The sequence below is a fragment of the Burkholderia sp. Ac-20365 genome (assembly GCF_017104715.1).
GTDB lineage: Bacteria > Pseudomonadota > Gammaproteobacteria > Burkholderiales > Burkholderiaceae > Paraburkholderia.
The window spans coordinates 12972-36355 of record NZ_JAAGPI010000011.1; the positions used below are offsets into that span (position 1 = coordinate 12972).

The following is a 23384-nucleotide window of genomic DNA, read 5'->3' on the forward strand; positions in this document are numbered from 1 at the left end:
TTCACGACTACAAACAGACTGCATTGAGCAGAAATCGTTCCCGGTCCGCACGCGTGAGCGTGCGAATCGGAAACGATGTGTCAAGGAGCTGGACGCAGCGTGATCTTAAAACTGCCGGGTGTTTTGCCATCGGTGTCCTGCGGCATCGGATCGGTACGTCTAACGGCGCGAACCGCTGCCGCATCCCATGCCGGATTCCCGCTGCTGTGAGCGACGTCGACACTTAGCACCGTGCCAGACGGCGCGCACCGCACATTAACAACCGTTTCGAGGCCTGCCGGATCGCCAGGCCAAGCGATATTCGGTTGGACGGCGCGCCTGACCTTGTCGCTGTAACCCGGCGATGCGGCCGTGCCACCCGAGCCGGTGCCCGTGCCGCTCTTCGCGAGACCGTTGCCCGTCGAGCCTTCGCCGCCCGCCATGCCTTGCAGCGCGGCGAGACGTTGACGGCGTTCCGCGTCGAGCTTCTTCGAAGCCTCGGCGGCTTGAGCCGCCGCCTTGGCCTTCGCGGCCTTCGCCGCGTCAGCCTTGGCCTGCGCATCGGCTTGCGCCTGCTTCGCTTCCTGTTCCTTCTGCTGCTGCTCTTTCTGCTGCTGTTCCTGCTGCTTCTTCAACTGGTCCTGCTTCTGCTGGGCGAGTTGCTGCTGCTTGAGCTTGTCGGCCTGCTGTTGCTGTTGTTGCTTGAGCTTCGCGGCGGCGGCAGCCGCGGCCTGATCGGCGGCAAGCTGCTGCTGGCGTTTCGCCTCGGCTTCCTGCTGGGCCTGCAGCTTCTGCTGGCGCTGCTGCTCGGCTAGCTCAGCCTGACGCTGCGCTTCCTGCTGCTGCTTGCGCTTCTTCTCCTGCAGCGCGATGTCCGCCTGTTCGTCGCTGACTTGCGGCGCAGGCCTGACAGGCACGGGCGGCGGCACGACAGGGCGGGGCGCCGGCACGTCGGGCACTTCCGTCCACAGTTCGGCTTCCGCGCCAGCAGGCGTGCTGTTTTGCCAGTGGATGCCGTGATACAGGAAGAAGCCGAGCAGCACGTGCATCACCGCGGCGAGCGCAAACGCGCGCCACGTGCCGCGCTCACGCGGCGGTCGAAGCGGATAGGCGTTTTTGGGTTGGCGGGTCATTGCGATTTGACGAGCAATCCAACGCGCTTGACGCCACGAGCCTTCAGGTCGGACATCACGTTCATCACGACTTCATACTTGACCGTCTTGTCGGCGGCGATCACGACGGGTTGATCGGGATGCGAGGCCTGACGGTCGGTGACGAAGCTGCGCAGGTCGGCCTGCGACATCGTCTCCTGTTGCGTCGCGCCCGCGTCGTCCTTGTACTTGACGCTCATGTTGCCGTCCGCCTTGATGTTGACGACGACAGGCGGCGTCTGCTGTTGCGGCGCGGCGCCGCCGACAGTCGGCAGATTCACGATCGACGGCGCGACGAGCGGCGCGGTCACCATGAAGATCACGAGCAGCACGAGCATCACGTCGATGTACGGCACGACGTTGATGTCGGCCATCGCGCGGCGCGAGCGGCTGCCGCGCATACTGGAACGGGCTGAACCGGCCATCGTGGACTCCTTAATGGGCCTGGCGTTGCAGGATGTTCGAGAACTCTTCGATGAAGGTTTCGAAGCGGATCGCGAGGCGGTCGATGTCGTGCGCGTAGCGGTTGTACGCAACCACGGCAGGAATCGCGGCGAACAGGCCGATAGCCGTTGCCGTCAGCGCTTCGGCGATGCCGGGCGCGACGTTCGCGAGCGTTGCCTGCTGGACGTTCGCGAGGCCGCGGAACGCGTTCATGATCCCCCACACCGTGCCGAACAGACCGATATACGGGCTGACCGAGCCGACCGATGCGAGAAACGCAAGATTGGCTTCGAGCACGTCCATTTCACGCTGGAACGCGGCGCGCATGGCGCGGCGCGCGCCGTCGAGAATCGCGCCCGGATCGTTGATCCGCTTTTCCTTGCCTTTCAGGAATTCACGCATGCCCGACTCGAAAATACGTTCGAGCGCACCGATCGTATGACGGTTGTTCGCGGCGCTCTGATACAGCGCCTGCAGGTCGCCGCCCGACCAGAAATCGCGTTCGAAACGTTCAGTCTGCGCCCGCGCGCGGCGGATCGCAAACCACTTGCGGAAGATGAAAGTCCACGACATCAGCGACAGGAGCAACAGCAGCGCCATCACTGCCTGCGCGAGCAGACTCGCGTTGAGAACGAGGGAAACGATCGACAGATCTTGTGTAGTGTTCATAGAGGTTCGTTGTAACGTCCCGGGTGGGGCGTCCGGCAGCAAGTTGGGTCGAAGCGTTCGGCTGGCATTGATTCGGCAAACCGGAAGCTTCGGCAGGCACTTCGCCGAACCATGCTTGGTCTTGTTGTGACCGTTACGAGTTCACTGTCCAGGTAACAACGGCGCTTAAATACCTGCCGTTGACACGCTGGAACCCGGTTCGCGCCGCAACGCGGCGTGCACCGGCGGAGGAATGGCGGCCGGCTTCATCGAAGCCGAATCGACACAGCCGACGCGGATCGTGCCCGTTGCCAGCAGCGTATCGTCGCGCCAGGCTTCCTGAGCGAAATCCACCGACGCGCGGCCAAGCCGCTCGATCCGGCTGACGATGCGCAGCATGTCGTCGAGCCGGGCAGGCGCACGGTAATCGAGCGCGGTACTGCGCACGACGAAGAGCGCGCCCGTTTCTTCGGCCAGCTTGCGTTGATCGACGCCGCACGCGCGCAGCCATTCGGTGCGCGCGCGCTCGAAAAACTTCAGGTAATTCGCGTAAAACACGATGCCGCCGGCGTCGGTGTCTTCGTAATACACGCGAATCGGCCAGATAAAGCCGATTTCCGCGCCAGACTGACTATCAGACATATTCATGGCGCGCATTTTACCGGAATGCAAAAGCGCGCCGCATTTTTAGGCACTTCCTGCCCTTACGTGGCTGACACGAACGGCGCGCGCCGCGTCCGGACCGGGCGATCCGGGCCGACGCGACGCGCCCGCGAGACTTAGCCGCGGTGAATGTTCAACCCGGCGAACGACTGCGCGACGGGCATCAGTTCGATCGTGTTGATGTTGACGTGCGCGGGGCGCGTCGCGATCCAGTAGATCGAATCGGCGATGTCTTCGGCCGTGAGCGGCTGGACGTTCTGGTACACGTTCGCAGCTTTTTCGTCGTCGCCGCGGAAACGCACGTTCGAAAACTCGGTGCCGCCGCACAGGCCCGGCTCGATGTCCGTTACGCGAACGGGCGTGCCATGCAGATCGGCGCGCAGGTTCAGGCTGAACTGGCGCACGAACGCCTTGGTCGCGCCGTACACGTTGCCACCCGCATACGGCCACATGCCCGCCACCGAGCCGAGATTGAACACGTGCCCGCGATTGCGCTCGATCATGCCCGGCAGGAACGCGCGCGTGACCTGCACGAGACCCGTGCAGTTGGTCTCGATCATCGTGGTCCAGTCGTCGAGGTCGGCGCGCTGGGCGGGCTCGAGGCCGAGCGCGAGGCCGGCGTTGTTGACGAGCACGTCGACGCCGGCGAAGTCGGCGGGCAGGGCGGCGGGCACGGCTTCGACGGCGGCGCGGTCGCGCACGTCGAGCTCGAACGGCAGGAGGTTGTCGCCGAGCTCGTCGGCAAGCGCCTGCAGGCGGTCTTTACGGCGCGCGGTCGCGACGACGCGATGGCCGCCCTTGACGAAAGTGCGGGCGATAGCGGCGCCGAAGCCTGCGGACGCCCCGGTGACGAACACGATCATTGCTGTTCCCTGGTCGGTGGAGAAAGGCCACAAGCCTACTTCCAATGGCGCAATGCGGCAAGAATGACCCCGCCGCGTGAAGGCGCGTTCAGACGTGCTCTCGCGCGGCTGCCTGTCAGGCGCGGCGGGGCTTCTGGTGGTCTCGGCGCCAGGCCTGGCGGTGCGGTTGGCGGGTCGGTTGCCTATTCGACCCGGTTCCAATACACTAACGCGCTCATCCCTGCGTGACTGGCGATAGAACCCCATGCTGTCAAGCCTGACGGGTTCAAGGTGGAGCGTCCCACCGTGAAGCGCAGGGTGCCGTTTTGCCGTTCGCCTGGGCAGCCATGTATCGAGCGCGCCGTCGTTTGCGCTGCCGGTGGTTGTCCTGACTCGCGTGTGCGGCACCTCCTTCATACGCCGCGTCAAGGCTCCCACCATCAGCAGTGGGCTGCAGTGCTGCGTACCCAATACGCTCCCGGCACACGACCTGCGCACGATCCGGTCAACCTGAACACACTTAACGGAACCAGCATGTTTGACAGAGCCCAAAGCACCATCGCCAACGTCGATCCGGAAATCTGGAACGCCATCCAGGACGAAAACCGCCGTCAGGAAGAGCACATCGAACTGATCGCGTCGGAAAACTACACGAGCCCGGCCGTAATGGCCGCGCAGGGCTCGCAGCTCACCAACAAGTACGCCGAAGGTTACCCGGGCAAGCGCTATTACGGCGGCTGTGAGTACGTCGACGTCGTCGAGCAGCTTGCAATCGACCGCGTGAAGCAACTGTTCGGCGCCGAAGCCGCGAACGTGCAGCCGAACTCGGGCTCGCAGGCAAACCAGGGCGTGTTCTTCGCCATGCTCAAGCCGGGCGACACGATCATGGGCATGAGCCTCGCGCACGGCGGCCATTTGACGCACGGTTCGCCCGTCAACATGTCGGGCAAGTGGTTCAACGTGGTCAGCTACGGCCTGAACGAAGCCGAAGACATCGATTACGAAGCCGCTGAAAAGCTCGCACAGGAACACAAGCCGAAGATCATCGTCGCGGGCGCTTCGGCGTTCTCGCTGCGCATCGACTTCGAACGTCTGTCGAAGATTGCAAAGTCGGTCGGCGCGTACCTGATGGTCGACATGGCCCACTACGCTGGCCTGATCGCCGCGGGCGTGTACCCGAACCCGGTGCCGTTCGCCGATTTCGTCACGACCACCACGCACAAGAGCCTGCGCGGCCCGCGCGGCGGCGTGATCCTGATGAAGGCTGAGTTCGAGAAGCAGATCAACTCGGCCATTTTCCCTGGTATCCAGGGTGGTCCGCTGATGCACGTGATCGCCGGCAAGGCAGTCGCGTTCAAGGAAGCGCTCGCTCCGGAATTCAAGGGCTACCAGCAGCGCGTCGTCGAAAACGCACGCGTGCTGGCTGAAACGCTCGTCAAGCGCGGTCTGCGCATCGTGTCGGGCCGCACGGAAAGCCACGTGATGCTGGTCGACCTGCGCGCGAAGAAGATCACGGGCAAGGCAGCGGAAGCGGCACTGGGCGCGGCGCACATCACCGTGAACAAGAACGCGATCCCGAACGACCCGGAAAAGCCGTTCGTGACGAGCGGCGTGCGTCTGGGTTCGCCTGCCATGACGACGCGCGGTTTCGGCCCGAAGGAAGCCGAGCAGGTCGGTAACCTGATCGCCGACGTGCTGGACAATCCGGAAGACACGGCGACGATCGAGCGCGTGCGCGCGCAGGTCGCCGAGTTGACCCAGCGTTTCCCGGTCTACCGCTAAGCTGCCATGCGTTGCCCCTTCTGCCGGCACGACGACACGCAGGTCGTCGACTCGCGTGTGTCCGAAGACGGCGCCGCGATCCGGCGCCGCCGCCGCTGCCCGGCCTGTGACAAGCGTTTCACGACGTACGAGCGGGTCGAGCTGGCGTTGCCCTCGGTGGTGAAGAAGGACGGCAGCCGCACGGAATTCGATCGCCGCAAGATTGTGGCGAGCATGCAACTGGCGCTGCGCAAGCGGCCCGTTGCTGCCGACGCGGTGGATGCCGCCGCGTCGCGCATCGAATATCAACTGCTCGGCAGCGGCGAGCGCGAAGTGCGCAGCGAAAAGCTTGGCGAACTCGTGATGAACGAGTTGCGCGCGCTCGACACGATTGCGTACGTGCGCTTCGCATCCGTCTACCGGCGTTTCGAGGATGTCTCGGAGTTCGAGGACGTCATTGAAGAATTTCGCCGGATGAACGCTCCGGCCGCACCCGCGAAGCCTTCCCGCAAGCGCTGATTGTTCGCGCATCCGCATTTTTTCTCCCTGAAGTTTTCCCGCGAATTCACTTGATGCACGAAGATTCTCGTGCAGGGATTCGCGCGTCCGCCACCTGGCCATCCGGCTAATTGTGGGCGTCGATGCACGCCTTTAGAGTCGTCGCATTCTTGGTAGAAATAGGAATGCTGATGAATCGGGATGCTCATGCGCGGCGCACCTGCCGCGCGTTCACGCTGTTCGAAACGCTCGTCGTGATCGCCTTGCTTGCGGTCGTCGCGATGCTGACGGTGCCGTCGTTCGTCGCGTGGCGCATGCGCGATCAGGTCGACGCGCGTGCGCGCGCATTGCTGTCTACGCTCAGTTATGCACGGGGCGAAGCTCTAAGGCGCGGCGCGCGCGTGACGGTGTGCCGTATCGACGCGGCGCGGCGCTGTCTGGCATCTGGCCAGCCGTGCAAGACGGGTATCACAGACTGGTCGTGTGGATGGGCGGTGATGATCGAGCGCGCGGGCGGCTTCTATCCGTTGCGTGTGCAGCCCGACCTTGCGTCCGTCAGCATTGTCGGCGCGCTCACGAATCTCACTTTCACACCGCCGGCAGGCCAGGCCAATGGAAGCTTTCGCAGCTTCGATATTGCTCCACGCATCGACTCGAAAGCGACGCAGGGCAAAGACTGGCGGCGCTGTATCCGCATCGCGGCGGGAGGGCGGGCGCGTATTGTCGATGGCGCGTGCGGAGGTGCGGCATGACGCGGGCCGTTTGTCTTTCTCAGCGCGGTCAGAGCTTGATCGAAGTGCTTGTCGCCGTTGTCATCACGGCTATCACCGTGCTTGGCCTGATCGCCGTGCAGTTGTCGATTGCGCGTGATACCCGGGCGATGTCCTACCGTGAACAGGCTGCTCTAATCGCGGATGCGATTGCCGAAGAGTCGCGTGCTCCCGGTCCTGGCGATGCCGCGATCGGACAATGGAAAGCGCGGGCGACGAGTCTGTTGCCGAAGGGCGACGCGGGCGTCGGCGCGGGCAGCGCCGGTCTGTCGTTTGCGCGTGCGACGTGGGCCTGGCAGGAAGTCGTGCCGCGCAACGCGTCGAATCCGGGCGACACGATCGACATGCCGACGTCTTGCGGCGATATTGATGTGCCTCCACGCGTTCAATGCGTTGCAATCGCGTTCGCTGAATGAAGCTGCCCGTTCTCTTCATGCGCGCGCGTGGCCGGCAATTACCTTCGGGTCACACGCTACTCGAAATCACGATAGCGATGGCGCTCGGGCTGATCGTGACTGCGGGCGCGGTGTCGCTGTATCGATCGCAGCGCACGGTCTTCACTCAGGCTGCCGATGCCGTGCAAATCCACGACGCCGGTATGACCGCGTTGACGTTGATTGGCGAGCAGTTGCAGATGGCCGGTTTCGTTCCTGCCGACATGCCCCGCACGTTCGTCGCGCAACCGGGACTGTTTGGTTGCACGGGCGGAAGACCTATCGGCGGTGACGACAGCTTGACGTGTGAATCGCTCGCCACGCATTCGGACGGCATCGCGATCCGCTTCATCGCGGACAGCGTTTCGACGTGGCCGTCTGCAGGAGGCCTTGCGACGGACTGTCTCGGGCAGGGCGTCACGAAGACGGACGCTTTCGCGCCGGGCGTGGCCATCGTCAATCGCTTCTACGCGAAGACGAGCGGCTCGACGGGTGAGCCTGAACTGTATTGCGAAGGAACAGGCAAGACCAATTCGTCGCAGCCGCTCGTCGAAGGCGTCGAGCGGCTGCGCTTGCGGTATTGGCTCGCGGGTGCATCGTCCGCGATCGATGCAGCGACGCTGGCGAGCGCGCAATGGACCCGTGTCGTTGCCGTCGACGTATGCGTGCTCGTTCGCGGCGCGCCGCAAACCGGGCAGTCGCGTTACGTCGATTGCGATGGCGTGTCCTCGATCGCCGCCGATACGCGCGTGCGACGGGCATTCTGGCGGCGCGTCGCGATACGCAATAACGAAGGGAGTGCAGCGTGATCTTTTTGCAAGGTCGGAAGCACGCGTACGTGCGTCGGCATGCACACAACCGGGGCATTGCATTGCCCGTCGTGCTGTTGATCTCCGCCATGATGCTTGCGACTGCCGCGGCATGGTTCGAGCAATCGGTGGCCGTCGCGCGAAACGCCGCGGGCATGGCTGACCATCTGATCGCGCTGCACGGGGCGGACGCCGCTTTGACGGTGTGCGCGCGCAATGTTCTCAACGGTTCGCTCGCCGGCGTGTCTGGCGCCAGCGTTGAGCCAGCCGGGTGGAAGTCGCAGTCAACGTTCGATTCGAACGCTATCGCGCCCTTCGGGTCATGGACGGCGTCGCTGTCGTTTCGCTCGCCGCAATGTCTGATCGAAACGTGGCAACTGACCAACCGCCCGAACGCGCAGGCCTGGCTCATTACCGCGAGAGGCTACGGGCGCAACGTGGATTCGCAGATGTGGCTGCAAACGCAAGTGGTGCGAGAAAACGGTACGGTCGAAAAACACTGGCGCCGCGTCGCCGCGCGTCCCTTCTGATGGCACAGGCAACCATGCTCGTCGCAATGAAGCAAACCACGCGCGCATTCTCGCTACTCGAACTGATCGTCGCGCTGGCAATCGCGGCGACGCTCGCTGCGTTCGCGATCCCGTCCTATCACGGCCATATTGCGAAGGCTCATCGAACGGATGCCGCGTCTGCGCTGTATCGCGCGGCGCAGTTCGTGGAATCGCCCGCGCACGCCGATGGTGCGCCGTTGCCCGCCGGTCTCGATCAGGCGCCTCAAGGTGGAAGGGCGGTGTATCGGCTGCGCATTCTGCCCGCCGACGATTCGAACGGTGGCTATGCGCTGGAAGCGCAGCCATTGGACAACGGCCCGATGGCCGAAGATGCGTGCGGCACGTTCATCCTCGACGCAACAGGCGCGAGGTCGAACAGGAGCACGTTGGGCGCAGATTCAGGCGATTGCTGGAGCGCACATTAGATGAAGCGCGATTATCAACACGCCCGATCAGGGCGGGCTCATATCAGCATCGTCCGACGCAGCCGCCGCAGCCGCTGCGCCAGGCTTGCGCGATTCGCGCTTTACCTGCTGATAGATGCGAAACGCTTCCCATGCGGCGAGGCCGACGCTGCCCCACTTGAGCGCGGGCTTGGCAGTGGCGAACACGGTGTTGCGGATCGGTTTCGCGAGCACCAGCGAGGCGATCGAACTGATCAGCGGGTATTCCTTCAGCAGCGCGCCGATTCCGCCCGGCATGCCGCCGCGCCGGCGTCCCCAGGGCATCGAGCCGGCGAAGCCCGGCACGATGAACTTGAGCCAGCTGAAATGCGTGACAGCATTGCGCAGTTCGAGGGTGGCCTGGGCGAGTTCCATGCGCTCGACGTCCGCGCGCACGATCAGCAGTTCCTTGCGCAGCGCCCGCAGATGGGGCGCGCTCAGGTCTTTGGCTGTGGGTCGGTTGCTGCGATAGGCGTTATCGGAATGGACCTGGCTCATGGTGATCGATATCAGTGGACAGGAAGTAGCACGGCGCTGCGTCCAGCTTCAGCGTTTGCGGAAAATCTCGCGGTCTTTCTCAAACTCGTTGAGCGTGGCTTCGAAGATCATCGGTGCGTTGCGCAAGCCGCTACGCGCGCGCAGTGCGCAGCCGATGGCGGCGATCGCGTAGACGATCGTGATGCCCGCAAGTGCCTGCCAGCGGTAGGTGTCCCAGAAGGCAATCGCGACGAGGGCCGTCAGCGCGATCAGCGCCATTGTCGCGAGCATCATCGCGGCGAGGCCCATGAAGAGCACCATCAGCAGCCGGTCTTTTTCTTCGGCCAGCTCAATGCCGATCAGTTCGAGCCGCGTTTGCAGGATCGAAAAGAACGAACTGAGAATGCGCCGCAAAGGTCCGCGGTCCCCGCTCTGCGTTTGTGTATCGATCATGGCGTAAACGTGTTGCGCGCGAGGATGCGCGAAGAAGGTCCAGACAGGGCGCGCGCGCCCGTCCGCCTGTCAGCAAAGCATGCCGGCCGCTCGACTCGCGGCCGGCTGCTTCACGCGCGAGACCGGTGTTACTTGCGGTTGATCAGCAAGCCGACCAGCACGCCGACGCCGGCTGCGATGCCGATCGATGCCCACGGATGTTCGTGGACATAGTCGTCAGTGGCGCGAGCAGCTTTCTTGCCTTTCTCGACGACCACGACCTGCACGTCGGCTGCCTTTTCCTTCGCCTGCTTGAGACGCGAGAGCGCCGTCTCGCGCAGTTCAGAAGCGCGTTCGCCGGTGGCGCTCGCGGCCTGCTTCAGCAGATCTTCCGCGTCTGCGAGTACGGTTTTGATATCCGACATCAATCTCTCCTTGTTGACTTCCGACATTGACTGCTCCCTTCGTGCACGTTACGCGTGAATCGTAAACCAAAGAAACGGCTGCTGGCGAGCCAGCAGACTTGCGACCTGACGTGCGCCGTAGGTCGCGCAAGGCGCGCGATTGTCCGAACGCGGTCGCATGAAGCGTTCCCGAACGTCACAGACGTCTCATATTGCCTGTTTCGAACCGTCCCGCTTGTCGTATTACAGAGACGCCACCGTTTGATGGAGTTGATCTGTCCCGCTAAGTTTCGTACATCGGCGAGAAAATTACAAAACCAGATAAGCGTTGCAGCCAATGTTCGTTAGAAGTGCACGTCCTCGTCCCGTATGCTCTAATTTGAACCCCTCGTCCGGCCGGACGAATCCGAATGATTCGAACAACTTCAAGGAGCCGCACTATGAGTCTACGTCTTGGCGATGTCGCACCCGATTTCGAGCAGGAGTCGAGCATTGGCCGTATCAAGTTCCACGAATGGCTGGGTGACAGCTGGGGCGTCCTGTTCTCGCACCCGGCCGACTTCACGCCCGTCTGCACGACGGAGCTCGGCCTGACCGCGAAGCTCGCGAGCGAATTCGACAAGCGCAACGTGAAGACGATCGCATTGTCCGTCGACAGCAAGGAATCGCATAGCGAGTGGATCAAGGACATCAACGAGACGCAGGCTGCGAGCGTCGGCTTTCCGATTCTCGCCGACGGCGACCGCAAGGTGTCGGAGCTGTACGACATGATCCATCCGAACGCGAATGCCACGCTGACGGTCCGTTCGCTGTTCATCATCGATCCGAACAAGAAGGTTCGCCTGATCATCACGTACCCGGCGAGCACGGGCCGCAACTTCGATGAAGTGCTCCGTGTGATCGACTCGCTGCAGCTGACGGACAACTATCAGGTCGCCACGCCCGGCAACTGGAAGCATGGCGACGATGTCGTGATCGTGCCGTCGCTGAAGGACGAGGAAGAGATCAAGCGCAAGTTCCCGAAAGGCTACAAGGCGCTGCGCCCGTATCTGCGCATGACGCCGCAGCCGAACAAGTAAGCTTTTAAGTCTTATCCGGCGCAAACAAAAAGCCCGCGTTCATTGAGAACGCGGGCTTTTTTTATGGCTTGAGCCAGGACGCGTCAGAAGAACGCCTGAATGCCCGTTTGCGCGCGTCCGAGAATCAGCGCGTGAATGTCGTGCGTGCCTTCGTACGTGTTCACGACTTCCAGATTCACCAGATGCCGCGCGACGCCGAACTCGTCCGAAATGCCGTTGCCGCCCAGCATGTCACGCGCCATGCGCGCGATATCGAGCGACTTGCCGCACGAATTGCGCTTCATGATCGAGGTGATTTCGACGGCGGCAGTGCCTTCGTCCTTCATGCGGCCCAGACGCAGCACGCCTTGCAGGCCGAGCGTGATTTCCGTCTGCATGTCGGCGAGTTTCTTCTGGATCAACTGGTTCGCGGCGAGCGGGCGGCCGAACTGCTTGCGATCGAGCGTGTACTGACGCGCGGTGTGCCAGCAGGCTTCCGCCGCGCCGAGCGCGCCCCACGCGATGCCGTAACGCGCCGAGTTCAGACAGGTGAACGGACCACGCAGGCCTTTCACGCCGGGCATCAGATTTTCTTCCGGCACGAACACTTCATCGAGAACGATCTCACCGGTGATCGACGCACGCAGGCCGACCTTGCCGTGAATCGCCGGCGCGCTCAAACCCTTCCAGCCTTTCTCAAGAATGAAGCCGCGAATCTCATCCTTGCCGTCCGTTTCGAGTTGCGCCCAGACGACGAACACGTCCGCGATCGGCGAATTCGTGATCCACATCTTCGAACCGGACAGCGAGTAGCCGCCGTCGACCTTCTTCGCCCGCGTGACCATGCTGCCCGGATCGGAGCCGTGATTCGGCTCGGTCAGACCGAAGCAGCCGATCCATTCGCCCGTGGCGAGCTTCGGCAGGTACTTGTCTTTCTGCGCGTCGGAGCCGAATTCGAAAATCGGGACCATGACGAGCGACGACTGCACCGACATCATCGAGCGATAGCCCGAATCGACGCGCTCCACTTCGCGCGCGATCAGCCCGTAGCTGACGTAGTTGAGACCGGGGCCGCCGTATTGTTCGGGAATGGTCGGGCCGAGCAGGCCCAGTTCGCCCATTTCGCGGAAGATCGTGGCGTCCGTCTTTTCGTGGCGGAACGCTTCGAGCACGCGCGGCGCGAGCTTGTCCTGCGCATAGGCCTGCGCGGCGTCGCGCACCATGCGTTCTTCTTCCGTGAGCTGCTGGTTGAGGAGCAGCGGGTCTTCCCAATTGAATTGCGCGGCGGCTGCCATGACGTATCTCCTGTACCGATCAGAGTGAGCTTTAGACATGTCTCATTCTGATCTGATGCTTGACTTGAGTTCCGCTCTACGAAACAATGTTTTGCAAAACGATGACTGAGTGTAGCACCCGATGGCAAAACCTGCATCCACAACATCCCCAACGTCCGTCTCGGCGGGCACGTCCGAACCCGTCGACGAGCGCAAGTTCGTCGTCGCGCTGGCGCGCGGGCTCGATCTGCTGCGCGCGTTCCGGCCGGGCGAGACTTTGCTCGGCAATCGCGATTTCGTCGAGCGCACCGGCTTGCCGAAGGCGACGGTGAACCGGCTCGCGTACACGCTGACGGTCCTCGGCTATCTGCGTTTCGACGAAACGCTCGGCAAATACGCGCTCGACGCGGGCGTGTTGTCGCTCGGTTTCGCGCTGCTGTCCGGCACCGACACACTCGAACTCGCGCGCCCGCACATGCGCAACTTCGCGCGCGAAGTCGGAGCGGCCGTGTCGCTGGGATGCCGCGACGGTCTGGACATGATCTATCTGGAGACGATTCGCAGCGAAACGGCGCTCACACTTGGCCTCGCGTCGGGTTCGAAACTGTCGATGCTGACCAGTTCGATGGGCCGCGCATACCTCGCCGTGCAGCCCGCCGACGTACGCGCTGCGCTGCTTGCCGAACTTCAACGCACAGCGGGCGACGAAGGCGCGGATCTCGTCGCGCAGGCGCAAAAGGAAATCGATACGTACGCGCAGGAAGGCTGCTGCTACTCGTTTCGCGACTGGCACGACGACGTGAACGCGGTCGCGGTGCCGTTCAGCGATCCGCGCGATGGGCGGCTGCTGGTGCTGAGCTGCAGCGGGCCGGCGTCATCGATGGGGGAGAGCGTGTTTCGGGAAAGGGTTGCGCCGCGTCTGAAAGCGCTCGCGCGTCGTCTGGGCGACAGCCCTTGAAGAATCTCAAGCCGTCCGATTTTCGTGCACGACGAACAGCGGCCCCTGAACGAACCGAACATCGTATTGCTGCAGCGCGTCGAATTGCGCTTCAGTCGCCACACGATTGAAGATCAACGGAATTTTTAGCCGATTCGCATAGCTGACCAACGGCTTCACCATCGAATCGCGCAACGCCGACGCGGCGTCCATTTTCACGAAATCCAGTCTCGCCATGTCCGACACGGACAGGATCTGCCCTGCGTTCGGCAGATTGCCGGCGACCTTGAATCCATAGTGCTGATAGCTCTTGGTCAGATAGCCAAGAAACGTCTTATGCGCGACCGCCGCCGGCGGCAGCTCGATCACGACACGCGACGGATTCAATCCAAACGACATAAGCACAGCTGAGAAATGCCGGCCGTGGTCGTAGCGCACGCTTTTCAGCAGCCGCTCGTGCACGCGCAGAAATAACAGGCCATGCCGCTGCGGACCGAAGAAATTGATCGCGTGCATCGCGCGCGACATCCGGTCGAGCGCGACCAGTTGCTGGTCGTCGGGCACGTGATCGAACGGATCGAAGCTGTCGAGCGGCGTGCCGTCGGACAGTTGGGTGATGGCCTGTACGCCGAGTTCGTCGCCGAAACGGTCCGCACTCTCGGGCGACGACGACAACGACTGCGCGAGCGCATGCACCGAGATATCGAAAATCGGCTCGTAGCTGCTGCCTAGCTCGACGTCGCCATACGTCGCGATCGCCTCGCCGCTGCGCGGGCCGGAGCCCATCCTCAGATGCTCGCCGAGAAACGGGTGAGAGGAAGCGCGTTCGACGAGTTGGGGAGTGGTCAGCGGGATCATGAATGCGTGGGGAGCGTGCCTGGAGTGCGGCGGGGCGCCGCATCACCCGATGGTATCAGTGGCCGCCGCTCTTTCATGCACCAAATACTGATATGGATTTCGCAGTTCGTGTGGCGATCGCTGCCCAACTGAGGGTTAACGTTAATTTCACTAATCATAATCTGTTTTACTATTCGTAAATTCTCGTTGTAGCCACTCAGTCGTCACGCAGGAAGCCAAGATGAGCGAACCCTCCCGTCCCGTCGATGTAATCGAAGTCGAACGCGCGCTGGCCGACGCGCATCGGCCAGCGTTTCAGCTGATGCTGCTCGTGCTGTGCGCGCTGTGTCTCGTGATCGACGGCTTCGATGCGCAGGCGATGGGCTACGTCGCGCCGAGCGTGATCGGCGAATGGCACGTATCGAAAGCGGCGCTCGGGCCGGTGTTCAGCGCGAGCCTGTTCGGCATGCTGCTAGGCGCGCTCGGGCTGTCGGTGCTGGCGGACCGGATCGGGCGGCGTCCGGTGCTGATCGGCGCGACGTTCTTCTTCGCCCTGGCGATGCTGGCGACGCCGTTCGTGTCGACCATTCCCGCGCTGATCGCGCTGCGGTTCATTACGGGGCTCGGCCTCGGCTGCATCATGCCGAACGCGATGGCGCTGGTCGGCGAGTTCTCGACGCCCGAGCACCGCGTCAAGCGGATGATGCTGGTGTCGTGCGGCTTCACGCTGGGCGCTGCCATCGGCGGCTTTATCAGCGCGGCGCTGATTCCCGCTTACGGCTGGCGCGCGGTATTCTGGGTCGGCGGCGCGGTGCCGCTCGTGCTCGGCGTGGCGATGCTCGCCGCGTTGCCTGAATCGCTGCAATTCCTTGTGCTGAAAGGCCGCGACGAACGCGCGCGGCAGTGGCTGGCGAAGTTCGATCCTTCGCTGAACGTCGGTCCGGGTACACGCCTCGTCGTGCGCGAGAAAGCCGATGGCGGCGCGCCCGTTGCCGAACTGTTCCGCGCGGGCCGCGCGCCCGTCACGCTGATCCTGTGGGGCATCAGCTTCATGAACCTGATCGACCTGTACTTCCTGTCGAACTGGCTGCCGACCGTGATGCGCGACGCGGGCTATTCGCCGTCGACGGCGGTGATCGTCGGCACCGTGCTGCAGACGGGCGGCGTGATCGGCACGCTGCTGCTCGGCTGGTTCATCGAACGCTTCGGTTTCGTGCGCGTGCTGTTTGCCTGCTTCGCGCTGGGCGCGGTGAGCGTCGGCACGATCGGCGCGGTATCGCATGCGCTTGCCTGGCTGCTCGTCGTGGTGTTCGCGGGCGGCTTCTGCATCGTCGGCGGACAGCCGGCTGTGAACGCGCTCGCTGGCCACTTCTATCCCACTACATTGCGTTCGACGGGCATCGGCTGGAGCCTCGGCATTGGCCGGATCGGCTCCGTGATCGGGCCGCTCGTCGGCGGACAACTGATTGCGCTGAACTGGAGCAACGCGCAGCTTTTCCACGCTGCCGCCGTACCCGTGCTGTGTTCGGCCGCGCTGGTGCTGACGCTTGCCGTCGCCAACCGCCAACGCGGCGGTCCGGCGAAAGCGCAGACCGTTTGAGATTCATCGGAGACTTTGCATGGAATCATCCACACGACGCGAAATCCAGCCGGGCTATCAGTCCGGTTTCGCTAACGAATTCGCCACGGAAGCGTTGCCCGGCGCGCTGCCGCAAGGCCGCAACTCGCCGCAGCGCGCGCCTTATGGCCTCTACGCGGAGCAATTGTCGGGCACCGCGTTCACGGCGCCGCGCGGCCACAACCGCCGTTCGTGGCTGTACCGCATCCGTCCCGCGGCCGTGCATCAGCCGTTCACCGCGCTGCCGTCGCACAAGCTGGTCGCGAACTTCGCCGATGTGCCGCCGACGCCGCCCAACCAGCTGCGCTGGGATCCGCTGCCGATGCCGTCCGAGCCGACCGATTTCATCGACGGCTGGGTGACGATGGCGGGCAACGGCTCGGCGGAATCGATGAACGGTTGCGCGATCCACGTGTACGCGGCCAACCAGTCGATGCAGCACCGCTTCTTCTACAACGCCGACGGCGAACTGCTGATCGTGCCGCAGGCCGGGCGTCTGGCGATTTTCACGGAACTGGGCAAGCTCGACGTCGAGCCGTTCGAGATCGCGGTGATTCCGCGCGGCGTGCGTTTTTCGGTGTCGCTGCCGGACGGCAAGGCGAGCGGCTATATCTGCGAAAACTTCGGCGCGCAATTGCGCCTGCCGGATCTCGGGCCGATCGGCTCGAACGGTCTCGCGAATCCGCGCGATTTCCTCACGCCGCATGCCGCCTATGAAGATCGCGAAGGCGACTTCGAACTGGTCGCGAAACTGAACGGTCATCTGTGGCGTGCCGACATTGGCCATTCGCCGCTCGACGTGGTCGCGTGGCACGGCAACTACGCGCCGTGCAAGTACGACCTGCGTCACTTCAACACGATCGGCTCGATCAGCTTCGACCATCCGGATCCGTCCATCTTCCTCGTGCTGCAGTCGCAGAGCGACACGCCGGGCGTCGATACGATCGACTTCGTGATTTTCCCGCCGCGCTGGCTCGCCGCCGAAGATACGTTCCGCCCGCCCTGGTTCCATCGCAATGTCGCGAGCGAGTTCATGGGCCTCGTGCACGGCGCGTACGACGCGAAGGCGGAAGGCTTCGTGCCGGGCGGCGCGAGCATCCACAACTGCATGTCGGGCCATGGTCCGGACGCCGGCACGTTCGAGAAGGCATCGAACATCGATACGTCGAAGCCGAACAAGGTCGACAACACGATGGCATTCATGTTCGAAACGCGCACGCTGCTCAAGCCGACGCGTTTCGCGCTCGAAACGGCGCAGCTTCAGGCGCATTACTTCGAATGCTGGCAAGGTCTCAAGAAACACTTCAACCCGGAGCAACGATGAACGCATCGAGCGATCTTCAGGCGACGCTCGACGCGTCGCGCAAAAGTTGGGTCGAATCGGCCAACGATCCGTCCTGCGATTTTCCGATCCAGAATCTGCCGTTCGGCATCTTCAGTGACGGCCTGAACGCGACGCCGCGCGCGGGTGTCGCGATCGGCGATTGCATCGTCGATCTGGCTGCGCTCGAAAGCGCGGGTCTGCTGACGGTGCCGTCGTCGGGCGCGGGCGACAGCGTGTTCGTGCGCGACACGCTGAACGACTTCATCGCGCTTGGCCGCGATAGCTGGCGCAGCGTGCGTATCCAGTTGAGCAAGCTGCTGTCGCGCGATCACGCGACGCTGCGCGACGATGCCGAATTGCGCAACCGCGCGCTGATCCGCCAGGCCGACGCGACGCTGCATCTGCCCGTGCAGATTCCGGGCTACACGGATTTCTATTCATCCAAAGAGCATGCGACGAACGTCGGCTCGATGTTCCGCGATCCGAAGAATGCGCTGCTGCCGAACTGGTCGGAGATTCCGATCGGATACAACGGGCGGGCGTCGTCGGTGGTGGTGAGCGGCACGCCCGTGCGTCGGCCGAACGGCCAGTTGAAGCTGCCCGATCAGGAGCGGCCCGTTTATGGCGCGTGCCGCAAGCTCGATATCGAACTGGAGACGGGCTTTATCGTCGGTCGCGGCAATGCGCTCGGCGATCCGATTGCGTGTGAAGACGCCGAGAATCACATCTTCGGCATGGTGCTGCTGAACGACTGGAGCGCGCGCGACATCCAGCAGTGGGAATACGTGCCGCTCGGGCCGTTCAACGCGAAGACCTTCGGCACGACGATCTCGCCGTGGATCGTCACGCTCGACGCGCTCGAACCGTTCCGCGTCGCGCAGCCCGCGCAGGATCCGCAGCCGCTCGAGTATCTGCGCCACGGCGGCAAGCATGCATTCGACATCGCACTCGAAGTGTTGCTCAGGCCGCAAGGCGCGAAAGAGGCGACGACGATCTCGCGCACGAACTTCCGTCACATGTACTGGACGATGGCGCAGCAACTGGCGCATCACACCGTGTCGGGCTGCAATACGCGCGTCGGCGATCTGATGGGTTCGGGCACGATCAGCGGGCCGACCGAGGACTCGTTCGGCAGCCTGCTGGAACTGACGTGGAACGGCAAGAATCCGCTGCAACTGAAAGAGGGCGGCACGCGTGCGTTCATCGAAGACGGCGACGAACTGACGCTCGCCGGATGGTGCCAGGGCGACGGGTATCGCGTCGGCTTTGGTGCGTGCATCGGCGAGATTTTGCCGGCGCATAAGTGACGCGGTAGCTTGACACGTTGCGCCGCGTTCACGCCGAACGCGACGCGCTAGCGACGACCGATCCGCGCGCGACTTCGAGACCGCGCGGATTTTTTACGTTACGACGCCGCGCTCACCACGCCGCGCCGCTTCTCCCACAATGCTGCCGCGAGAAATCCCAGCGCGCTCGCGAGCACTACGCCGATCATCGCGTCGTTACCGACGCTCTTCATCAGCGCGCCCGCAATCAGCGGTCCGCCAAAGCTCGCGATACTCCACGACGCACCGACCAGCGAACTCGCCGATACCAGCGCCACGCCGCGAAAACGCTCGCCGCACGCGACCAGCGAGAGCGTATAGATCGCGCCCGCCGCCGCGCCCAGCACATACAGCAGCGGCCAGCACAGCCATGCGTGCTGGACGGCCCACGGCAGCAGCGGCAGCAGCACGACGACCAGCACCGCACAACCGATATGCACGCGCTCACGCCCGAGCCTGTCAGCGAGCCAGCCGATCGGGAACTGCATCGTCGTGTCGCCGAGCAGCAGCGCCGACGCGAACAGCACGGCGACTTCGGTGGGAATCCCATGCGACATCGCGAAGAGCGGCATCAGCGACAGCGCGATCGTATCGAACAGCGCGAAAAAACCGGTGCCGATCACGAGGGCGGGCATCTGCGGCAACACGTGGCGCCAACTGCCGTGCGGTTCGTGTTCGTCGTGGGCGTGAGGGGCGGAGCGGATCATCGACAGCACGGGCAGCGCAATCAGAAAGATCGCGCCGCAGATTAGAAACCGCCAATGCTCGAACTGCGCGATCTGACTGACAAGTACAGGGCCCGCCATCTGGAACAGCGTGAAATTGGTCGCGTAGATGGCGACGACGCGGCCGCGCGACGCGTCGTCGGCGAGCTGGTTGACCCATGCTTCGCCGATCGTGAAGAGCAGCATCAGCGCCGCGCCGCACAGCACGCGCAGCACGGCCCAGACGAACGGATTGTCGGTGAGCTGCATCAGCGCAGTGGCGATCGCGACGATCAGCACCGCGCCGATGATCGCGTGCCGCCCGCCGCAGCGCCCGGCGATCCAGCCGGCGATCGGTACGATGAACAGGCCGCCGCCCGCCTGCGCGGCCGTCAGCAGGCCGACCACGTCGGTGCCGTAGCCCGCTTGCGTCAGCGCGAGGGCAGTAAGAGGGAGTGTCGCGCCGCTGCCGAGGCCGACGACGGCCACGCTCAGGATCAGCGCGAGGAAATCACGGGAGAAGACGACTTTCATATCGGGCGAGATGCTACACCGCCCGCATGTCACATGCACCCTGTGATGGCAGGGTGCACGCTTCGAGTATGTTGCGCGGCGCTTTTTTAGCCCGCGACAGGCAGACGCCGGTCGAGCGACACCGACCACCACGTCAGCGCGACGGCGGCCGCCGCCGTCAGCACGCCGACCCACGGCAGCGACGTGAGTGGTGCACCCGCGCCGATCGCCATGCCGCCGAGCCACGCGCCCGTTGCATTGCCGAGGTTGAATGCGCCCTGATTGAGCGTCGACGCCAGATTCGGCGCGCTGCTCGCGCGATCGACGATCAGCATCTGCAGCGGCGGCACGATTGCGAACGCGAGCACGCCCCACAGGAAAATCGTGATCATTGCGGGGATTTCGCTGTGCATCGTCATCGCGAAGATCGACAGAATCGCGACTATAGCCAGCAGGAACGACAGCAGCGACTGCACCGGGCGCCAGTCGGCGAGCTTGCCGCCGATCGTGCTACCTACCGTCAGCCCGAGGCCGAACAGCAGCAGCACCATCGTCACCGCGTGCGGCGTGAAGCCCGTCACGTCTTCGAGAATCGGCGTGATGTAGGTGAAGGTCGAGAACAGGCTTGCCGACGCCAGCACGCTCGTGCCAAGCACCATCAGCACTTGCGGGTTCTTCAGCACGGTGAATTCGTGGACGAGGCTCGCCTTCTGCATTTCGATCTTCGACGGCAGGCAAACGGCAAGCGCGATGGCCGCGATCACGCCGATGCCCGTCACGGCCCAGAAGGTTGCGCGCCAGCCGACGGCCTGGCCGAGCGCCGTGCCGAGCGGCACGCCGAGCACGTTGGCGAGCGTGAGGCCCGTGAACATCAGCGCGATGGCCTGAGCGCGGCGGTTCGGCGCGACCAGCCCGGCCGCGACCACCGAGCCGATGCCGAAGAACGCGCCGTGGCAGAACGCCGTGACGATGCGCGCGGCCATCAGCACCGCGTAGCTCGGCGCGATCGCGCACAGCAGGTTGCCGAGAATGAAGATCCCGATCAGGCTCATAAGCGCTTTCTTGCGCGGCATGTTGGCGACCGCGATCGCGACGATCGGCGCGCCGATGGTCACGCCGAGCGCATAGGCCGACACCAGCATGCCCGCGGCCGGAATCGACACGCTCAGGTCGCGCGCGACATCGGGCAGCAGCCCCATGATGACGAACTCGGTGGTACCGATTCCGAACGCGGCGACGGCTAGTGCAAGCAGGGGCAAAGGCATGATGGGACTTTCAGGGGAGGGCGCGGCGGCGGACGGAAGCGCCGTTCGCGTTGCCTGCGCGCGCTGTCGGGACGAGAGCGCCGGCGTCGGCAAGGGTAATTCAGTAGGGGATTGTACCTAAGACATTACAGCTGTGCGTTCTGCCTCACGCACTGTTGTATTTCGTCGATTGAGAAGCGATTGCGCTGCGAAAACCCCTTATTTCAAGGGACTTTTTTGTTGGGCTTCGTCGTGCTCAGGTGTCGAAAGCTGCGCCGTGACGACCCGCGCCGCTCGCGAACGCGGCGGCTCCCGTCAGCCCCTGCGCGAACACTGCCGCGTAGCCGCCCGCACCTTCGCGGCGCAGTGCTTCGGGCAGATTGTCGAGCGGCGAGTTTTCGTAGACAGAGCGGCGGTCCGCGAGCAGCGCCGCCTGCGGGAACGCGGCCAGTTCGGCGGCCAGTTGTTCGGCGGCGGCGCGGGCGGTGCCGTTCGGCACGACGCGATTGGCGAGACCGATTGCGAGCGCTTCATCGGCGGAAACGGCGCGGCCCGTCAGGATGAGATCGAGCGCGCGCGACTGGCCGATCAGCCGCGGCAGCCGGATCGTCCCGCCATCGATCAGTGGAATCCCCACGCGCCGGCAGAAGACGCCCAGCACGGCGTCTGCTTCGACCACGCGCAGATCGCACATCGCCGCGAGTTCGAGGCCACCCGCCACCGCGTGGCCCGCAATCGCCGCAATGACGGGCTTGGTGAACATCATGCGCGTCGGTCCCATCGGTCCGGGGCCGCTGCCGTCAGCGTGCAATTCGTTGCGCCGTGCGTCGTCTTGTAGAGCAGTGAGGTCCGCGCCCGCGCAGAAGGTGCCGCCTGCGCCCGTCAGCACGGCGACGCGCCACGCGTCGTTCGCTTCGAAGCGGCGGAAGGCGGCAGAAAGCGCTTCCGCCGTCGGACGGTCGACGGCATTGCGGCGCGCAGGGCGGTCGATGACGATCGTCGCCACGGCATCGAGCGGGAGCGCAACTTGCTGATTCTGTGCAGTTGAGGTTTTTTGTGCAGTTTCGATTCGTACAGATTCGCTGAAATGTTCGCTAGCCATCGTTCCCCCCGGTGCGTGCTGCGCTGCACGACCTAGACTGAAAGAAAAGTACTGGAAATATGCGTCGATGGAAGCGGCGACACCCTAAAGAACCGCGCGAAACGACCGCTAAACCAGGAAGTAACAGCCGACGCGACGATGCGTGGCGCACAGGCGGCGATGCAGCGCGAATCGCTTGCTGACAAGTCACGCAGTTTTAACAATCGACTCGTAGCTTAGGCGAATTTTGAACAGCCAGGGCGCGCGCACGCACCGGCGCATGGAGTACGCCCGATGTCCTCATTAATGGAACTACCGACAACGCCTTCCGTGGCAGCGCCGTCGACCGGCAGCGAGCCTGTCTGGATCGTGCCGCTGCACGATCATCCGCCGTACGGCCACGTGCGCCTGAAGCGCGTCTTCACGACGGACGGCACGCGCCATCAGGTCGTGCTGGTCGATGCGCGCAAGCTGATTGCATGTGCCGATCGCGATGACACCGATTACGTGCTGCGGCCTGTGCAGGAGTGGCATCAGGGGAAATTGCGCGGGATTCGCGAGTTTCTCGATCCGTCGAACGCGCGGATTCCGCAGATGCCTTATGTGACGATTTCGACGCGGCGTGCGCCGGGGCTGCTTGGCATGCTGCGGCTGGAGCATGAAGGCGTGGTCGCGTTTCGAAATGGGCAGCATCGGGCAAGGTATCTGGTGGCGGCGGGCGCCGTCTGGTTTCCCGTAGAAGTGCATGAGCGCGAGGCGGCGCTGTTGCGGCAATACTGTGGCGCGGCTGATGATGCGCGCACTGCGTTGCGGCCGATTTCTGCAGGTTAGGGTTTTATTGGCGCGCAGCGCGTGGATGGTTTTTTTGTCTTTGCGCTGGCATCCGCGGTTTGTTACTGGTGCTTCATGCGTTGCCCCTGTGCGGGGCGGCACTTACTTTCTTTGCCGCCGCAAAGAAAGTAAGCAAAGAAAGCGGGCTAACACCGCCCGTTCTTGACCGTTGCCTGAGGGCCCCCAACGGGTCCTCCACTTCACACGGCGTTCTGCCTTTCAATGCCCGTTACCAACGCCTTGAATAAACGCCTCACCCGCTTCAAGCACCCGTAGCGCGGCAAACGGCAGCGAATGGTCACGGCCGCCCAGGTGGCAAACTGTGTGTAGGT

At 63.7% G+C, this 23384-nt stretch carries 26 protein-coding genes and 1 riboswitch; of the genes, 13 read left to right on the plus strand and 13 right to left on the minus strand.

Annotated elements, in window-relative coordinates:
- Window positions 1-80: 80 nt before the first annotated feature.
- From tolA to ydfG, 5 genes are all read right to left on the minus strand, one after another.
- On the minus strand, window positions 81-1112 hold the full coding sequence (tolA, locus tag G3O01_RS20260; RefSeq protein ID WP_205806921.1) for a cell envelope integrity protein TolA: 1032 nt from the start codon (window positions 1110-1112) through the stop codon (window positions 81-83).
- A complete protein-coding gene (tolR, locus tag G3O01_RS20265; protein ID WP_205806922.1) occupies window positions 1109-1555 on the minus strand; it encodes a protein TolR in 447 nt (148 codons plus the stop codon). The genes tolA and tolR overlap by 4 nt, the downstream gene beginning before the upstream one ends.
- Window positions 1556-1565: 10 nt before the next feature.
- A complete protein-coding gene (gene tolQ, locus G3O01_RS20270; protein WP_205806923.1) occupies window positions 1566-2243 on the minus strand; it encodes a protein TolQ in 678 nt (225 codons plus the stop codon).
- Window positions 2244-2408: 165 nt separating this feature from the next.
- Complete coding sequence (ybgC, locus tag G3O01_RS20275; protein ID WP_205806924.1) at window positions 2409-2879, minus strand: tol-pal system-associated acyl-CoA thioesterase; 471 nt, start codon at window positions 2877-2879, stop codon at window positions 2409-2411.
- 122 nt (window positions 2880-3001) lie between these two features.
- Window positions 3002-3748 carry a bifunctional NADP-dependent 3-hydroxy acid dehydrogenase/3-hydroxypropionate dehydrogenase YdfG gene (ydfG, locus tag G3O01_RS20280; RefSeq protein WP_205807109.1) on the minus strand — a complete coding sequence of 249 codons (747 nt, stop codon included), beginning with the start codon at window positions 3746-3748 and terminating at the stop codon, window positions 3002-3004.
- A 214-nt stretch (window positions 3749-3962) separates the two neighbouring features.
- A riboswitch (ZMP/ZTP riboswitch) is annotated at window positions 3963-4077 on the plus strand.
- 184 nt (window positions 4078-4261) lie between these two features.
- On the opposite strand from ydfG, the gene glyA reads away from it, so the two are divergent.
- The 7 genes from glyA (at window position 4262) to G3O01_RS20315 (ending at window position 8975) form a co-directional block, all read left to right on the plus strand.
- Window positions 4262-5509 (plus strand): serine hydroxymethyltransferase, encoded by a 1248-nt coding sequence (glyA, locus tag G3O01_RS20285; protein ID WP_205806925.1) that lies wholly within the window; start codon window positions 4262-4264, stop codon window positions 5507-5509.
- Window positions 5510-5515: 6 nt separating this feature from the next.
- A complete protein-coding gene (gene nrdR, locus G3O01_RS20290; RefSeq protein ID WP_205806926.1) occupies window positions 5516-6007 on the plus strand; it encodes a transcriptional regulator NrdR in 492 nt (163 codons plus the stop codon).
- Between the two features lie 170 nt (window positions 6008-6177).
- The gene (locus G3O01_RS20295; protein ID WP_205806927.1) at window positions 6178-6738 is read left to right on the plus strand and encodes a GspH/FimT family pseudopilin; all 561 of its coding nucleotides are present in this window, start codon (window positions 6178-6180) and stop codon (window positions 6736-6738) included.
- Window positions 6735-7172, plus strand: a complete 438-nt coding sequence (locus G3O01_RS20300) for a prepilin-type N-terminal cleavage/methylation domain-containing protein (protein WP_205806928.1) — start codon at window positions 6735-6737, stop codon at window positions 7170-7172. The genes G3O01_RS20295 and G3O01_RS20300 overlap by 4 nt, the downstream gene beginning before the upstream one ends.
- Window positions 7169-7999 carry a PilW family protein gene (locus tag G3O01_RS20305; protein ID WP_241024119.1) on the plus strand — a complete coding sequence of 277 codons (831 nt, stop codon included), beginning with the start codon at window positions 7169-7171 and terminating at the stop codon, window positions 7997-7999. The genes G3O01_RS20300 and G3O01_RS20305 overlap by 4 nt, the downstream gene beginning before the upstream one ends.
- Entirely contained in the window at window positions 7996-8529 is a 534-nt protein-coding gene (locus G3O01_RS20310) for a hypothetical protein (protein WP_346779209.1), read from the plus strand. Before G3O01_RS20305 ends, G3O01_RS20310 begins: the two co-directional genes overlap by 4 nt.
- Before the next feature lie 26 nt (window positions 8530-8555).
- On the plus strand, window positions 8556-8975 hold the full coding sequence (locus G3O01_RS20315; protein ID WP_205807112.1) for a type IV pilin protein: 420 nt from the start codon (window positions 8556-8558) through the stop codon (window positions 8973-8975).
- A gap of 27 nt (window positions 8976-9002) precedes the next feature.
- On the opposite strand, the gene G3O01_RS20320 is transcribed toward G3O01_RS20315, so the two are convergent.
- The 3 genes from G3O01_RS20320 to G3O01_RS20330 all read right to left on the minus strand — a co-directional run bounded on the left by G3O01_RS20320 (window position 9003) and on the right by G3O01_RS20330 (window position 10354).
- Window positions 9003-9491 (minus strand): DUF3318 domain-containing protein, encoded by a 489-nt coding sequence (locus G3O01_RS20320; RefSeq protein ID WP_205806929.1) that lies wholly within the window; start codon window positions 9489-9491, stop codon window positions 9003-9005.
- A 48-nt stretch (window positions 9492-9539) separates the two neighbouring features.
- The gene (locus G3O01_RS20325; protein WP_205806930.1) at window positions 9540-9923 is read right to left on the minus strand and encodes a phage holin family protein; all 384 of its coding nucleotides are present in this window, start codon (window positions 9921-9923) and stop codon (window positions 9540-9542) included.
- 128 nt (window positions 9924-10051) lie between these two features.
- The gene (locus G3O01_RS20330; RefSeq protein WP_007584918.1) at window positions 10052-10354 is read right to left on the minus strand and encodes a DUF883 family protein; all 303 of its coding nucleotides are present in this window, start codon (window positions 10352-10354) and stop codon (window positions 10052-10054) included.
- A gap of 392 nt (window positions 10355-10746) precedes the next feature.
- On the opposite strand from G3O01_RS20330, the gene G3O01_RS20335 reads away from it, so the two are divergent.
- Entirely contained in the window at window positions 10747-11385 is a 639-nt protein-coding gene (locus tag G3O01_RS20335) for a peroxiredoxin (protein WP_205806931.1), read from the plus strand.
- Between the two features lie 83 nt (window positions 11386-11468).
- Here the strand turns inward: G3O01_RS20335 and G3O01_RS20340 are convergent, their stop codons facing one another.
- Window positions 11469-12659, minus strand: coding sequence for an acyl-CoA dehydrogenase (locus tag G3O01_RS20340; RefSeq protein ID WP_205806932.1), 1191 nt, complete (start codon window positions 12657-12659; stop codon window positions 11469-11471).
- A gap of 121 nt (window positions 12660-12780) precedes the next feature.
- Between G3O01_RS20340 and G3O01_RS20345 the strand changes: the two genes are divergently transcribed.
- On the plus strand, window positions 12781-13596 hold the full coding sequence (locus G3O01_RS20345) for an IclR family transcriptional regulator (protein ID WP_205806933.1): 816 nt from the start codon (window positions 12781-12783) through the stop codon (window positions 13594-13596).
- 6 nt (window positions 13597-13602) lie between these two features.
- Here the strand turns inward: G3O01_RS20345 and G3O01_RS20350 are convergent, their stop codons facing one another.
- Window positions 13603-14433: an EAL domain-containing protein gene (locus G3O01_RS20350; protein WP_205806934.1), complete on the minus strand. Its 831-nt coding sequence runs from the start codon at window positions 14431-14433 to the stop codon at window positions 13603-13605.
- Between the two features lie 220 nt (window positions 14434-14653).
- On the opposite strand from G3O01_RS20350, the gene G3O01_RS20355 reads away from it, so the two are divergent.
- From G3O01_RS20355 to fahA, 3 genes are read left to right on the plus strand one after another with little or no spacing between them, the layout of a single operon-like run.
- On the plus strand, window positions 14654-16012 hold the full coding sequence (locus G3O01_RS20355) for an MFS transporter (RefSeq protein ID WP_205806935.1): 1359 nt from the start codon (window positions 14654-14656) through the stop codon (window positions 16010-16012).
- A gap of 19 nt (window positions 16013-16031) precedes the next feature.
- Window positions 16032-17354 carry a homogentisate 1,2-dioxygenase gene (gene hmgA / locus G3O01_RS20360; RefSeq protein WP_205806936.1) on the plus strand — a complete coding sequence of 441 codons (1323 nt, stop codon included), beginning with the start codon at window positions 16032-16034 and terminating at the stop codon, window positions 17352-17354.
- Window positions 17351-18661: a fumarylacetoacetase gene (gene fahA / locus G3O01_RS20365; protein WP_205806937.1), complete on the plus strand. Its 1311-nt coding sequence runs from the start codon at window positions 17351-17353 to the stop codon at window positions 18659-18661. The genes hmgA and fahA overlap by 4 nt, the downstream gene beginning before the upstream one ends.
- A gap of 98 nt (window positions 18662-18759) precedes the next feature.
- Here fahA and G3O01_RS20370 read toward each other — a convergent pair whose 3' ends face one another.
- From G3O01_RS20370 to G3O01_RS20380, 3 genes are all read right to left on the minus strand, one after another.
- Window positions 18760-19917 carry an MFS transporter gene (locus tag G3O01_RS20370; protein WP_205806938.1) on the minus strand — a complete coding sequence of 386 codons (1158 nt, stop codon included), beginning with the start codon at window positions 19915-19917 and terminating at the stop codon, window positions 18760-18762.
- Window positions 19918-20003: 86 nt separating this feature from the next.
- Window positions 20004-21161 carry an MFS transporter gene (locus G3O01_RS20375; RefSeq protein WP_205806939.1) on the minus strand — a complete coding sequence of 386 codons (1158 nt, stop codon included), beginning with the start codon at window positions 21159-21161 and terminating at the stop codon, window positions 20004-20006.
- A 235-nt stretch (window positions 21162-21396) separates the two neighbouring features.
- Window positions 21397-22242, minus strand: a complete 846-nt coding sequence (locus G3O01_RS20380; RefSeq protein ID WP_241024120.1) for a crotonase/enoyl-CoA hydratase family protein — start codon at window positions 22240-22242, stop codon at window positions 21397-21399.
- Window positions 22243-22515: 273 nt separating this feature from the next.
- Here G3O01_RS20380 and G3O01_RS20385 point away from each other — a divergent pair, with 273 nt between their 5' ends.
- Entirely contained in the window at window positions 22516-23052 is a 537-nt protein-coding gene (locus G3O01_RS20385) for a hypothetical protein (RefSeq protein WP_205806941.1), read from the plus strand.
- Window positions 23053-23384: the final 332 nt, after the last annotated feature.

Coding starts and splice junctions, on each gene's coding strand:
- tolA (WP_205806921.1), bottom strand. CDS start 1,112: ATGACCCGCCAACCCAAAAACGCCTATCCGCTTCGACCGCCGCGTGAG.
- tolR (WP_205806922.1), bottom strand. CDS start 1,555: ATGGCCGGTTCAGCCCGTTCCAGTATGCGCGGCAGCCGCTCGCGCCGC.
- tolQ (WP_205806923.1), bottom strand. CDS start 2,243: ATGAACACTACACAAGATCTGTCGATCGTTTCCCTCGTTCTCAACGCG.
- ybgC (WP_205806924.1), bottom strand. CDS start 2,879: ATGCGCGCCATGAATATGTCTGATAGTCAGTCTGGCGCGGAAATCGGC.
- ydfG (WP_205807109.1), bottom strand. CDS start 3,748: ATGATCGTGTTCGTCACCGGGGCGTCCGCAGGCTTCGGCGCCGCTATC.
- glyA (WP_205806925.1), top strand. CDS start 4,262: ATGTTTGACAGAGCCCAAAGCACCATCGCCAACGTCGATCCGGAAATC.
- nrdR (WP_205806926.1), top strand. CDS start 5,516: ATGCGTTGCCCCTTCTGCCGGCACGACGACACGCAGGTCGTCGACTCG.
- G3O01_RS20295 (WP_205806927.1), top strand. CDS start 6,178: ATGAATCGGGATGCTCATGCGCGGCGCACCTGCCGCGCGTTCACGCTG.
- G3O01_RS20300 (WP_205806928.1), top strand. CDS start 6,735: ATGACGCGGGCCGTTTGTCTTTCTCAGCGCGGTCAGAGCTTGATCGAA.
- G3O01_RS20305 (WP_241024119.1), top strand. CDS start 7,169: ATGAAGCTGCCCGTTCTCTTCATGCGCGCGCGTGGCCGGCAATTACCT.
- G3O01_RS20315 (WP_205807112.1), top strand. CDS start 8,556: ATGAAGCAAACCACGCGCGCATTCTCGCTACTCGAACTGATCGTCGCG.
- G3O01_RS20320 (WP_205806929.1), bottom strand. CDS start 9,491: ATGAGCCAGGTCCATTCCGATAACGCCTATCGCAGCAACCGACCCACA.
- G3O01_RS20325 (WP_205806930.1), bottom strand. CDS start 9,923: ATGATCGATACACAAACGCAGAGCGGGGACCGCGGACCTTTGCGGCGC.
- G3O01_RS20330 (WP_007584918.1), bottom strand. CDS start 10,354: ATGTCGGAAGTCAACAAGGAGAGATTGATGTCGGATATCAAAACCGTA.
- G3O01_RS20335 (WP_205806931.1), top strand. CDS start 10,747: ATGAGTCTACGTCTTGGCGATGTCGCACCCGATTTCGAGCAGGAGTCG.
- G3O01_RS20340 (WP_205806932.1), bottom strand. CDS start 12,659: ATGGCAGCCGCCGCGCAATTCAATTGGGAAGACCCGCTGCTCCTCAAC.
- G3O01_RS20345 (WP_205806933.1), top strand. CDS start 12,781: ATGGCAAAACCTGCATCCACAACATCCCCAACGTCCGTCTCGGCGGGC.
- G3O01_RS20350 (WP_205806934.1), bottom strand. CDS start 14,433: ATGATCCCGCTGACCACTCCCCAACTCGTCGAACGCGCTTCCTCTCAC.
- G3O01_RS20355 (WP_205806935.1), top strand. CDS start 14,654: ATGAGCGAACCCTCCCGTCCCGTCGATGTAATCGAAGTCGAACGCGCG.
- hmgA (WP_205806936.1), top strand. CDS start 16,032: ATGGAATCATCCACACGACGCGAAATCCAGCCGGGCTATCAGTCCGGT.
- fahA (WP_205806937.1), top strand. CDS start 17,351: ATGAACGCATCGAGCGATCTTCAGGCGACGCTCGACGCGTCGCGCAAA.
- G3O01_RS20370 (WP_205806938.1), bottom strand. CDS start 19,917: ATGAAAGTCGTCTTCTCCCGTGATTTCCTCGCGCTGATCCTGAGCGTG.
- G3O01_RS20375 (WP_205806939.1), bottom strand. CDS start 21,161: ATGCCTTTGCCCCTGCTTGCACTAGCCGTCGCCGCGTTCGGAATCGGT.
- G3O01_RS20380 (WP_241024120.1), bottom strand. CDS start 22,242: ATGGCTAGCGAACATTTCAGCGAATCTGTACGAATCGAAACTGCACAA.
- G3O01_RS20385 (WP_205806941.1), top strand. CDS start 22,516: ATGTCCTCATTAATGGAACTACCGACAACGCCTTCCGTGGCAGCGCCG.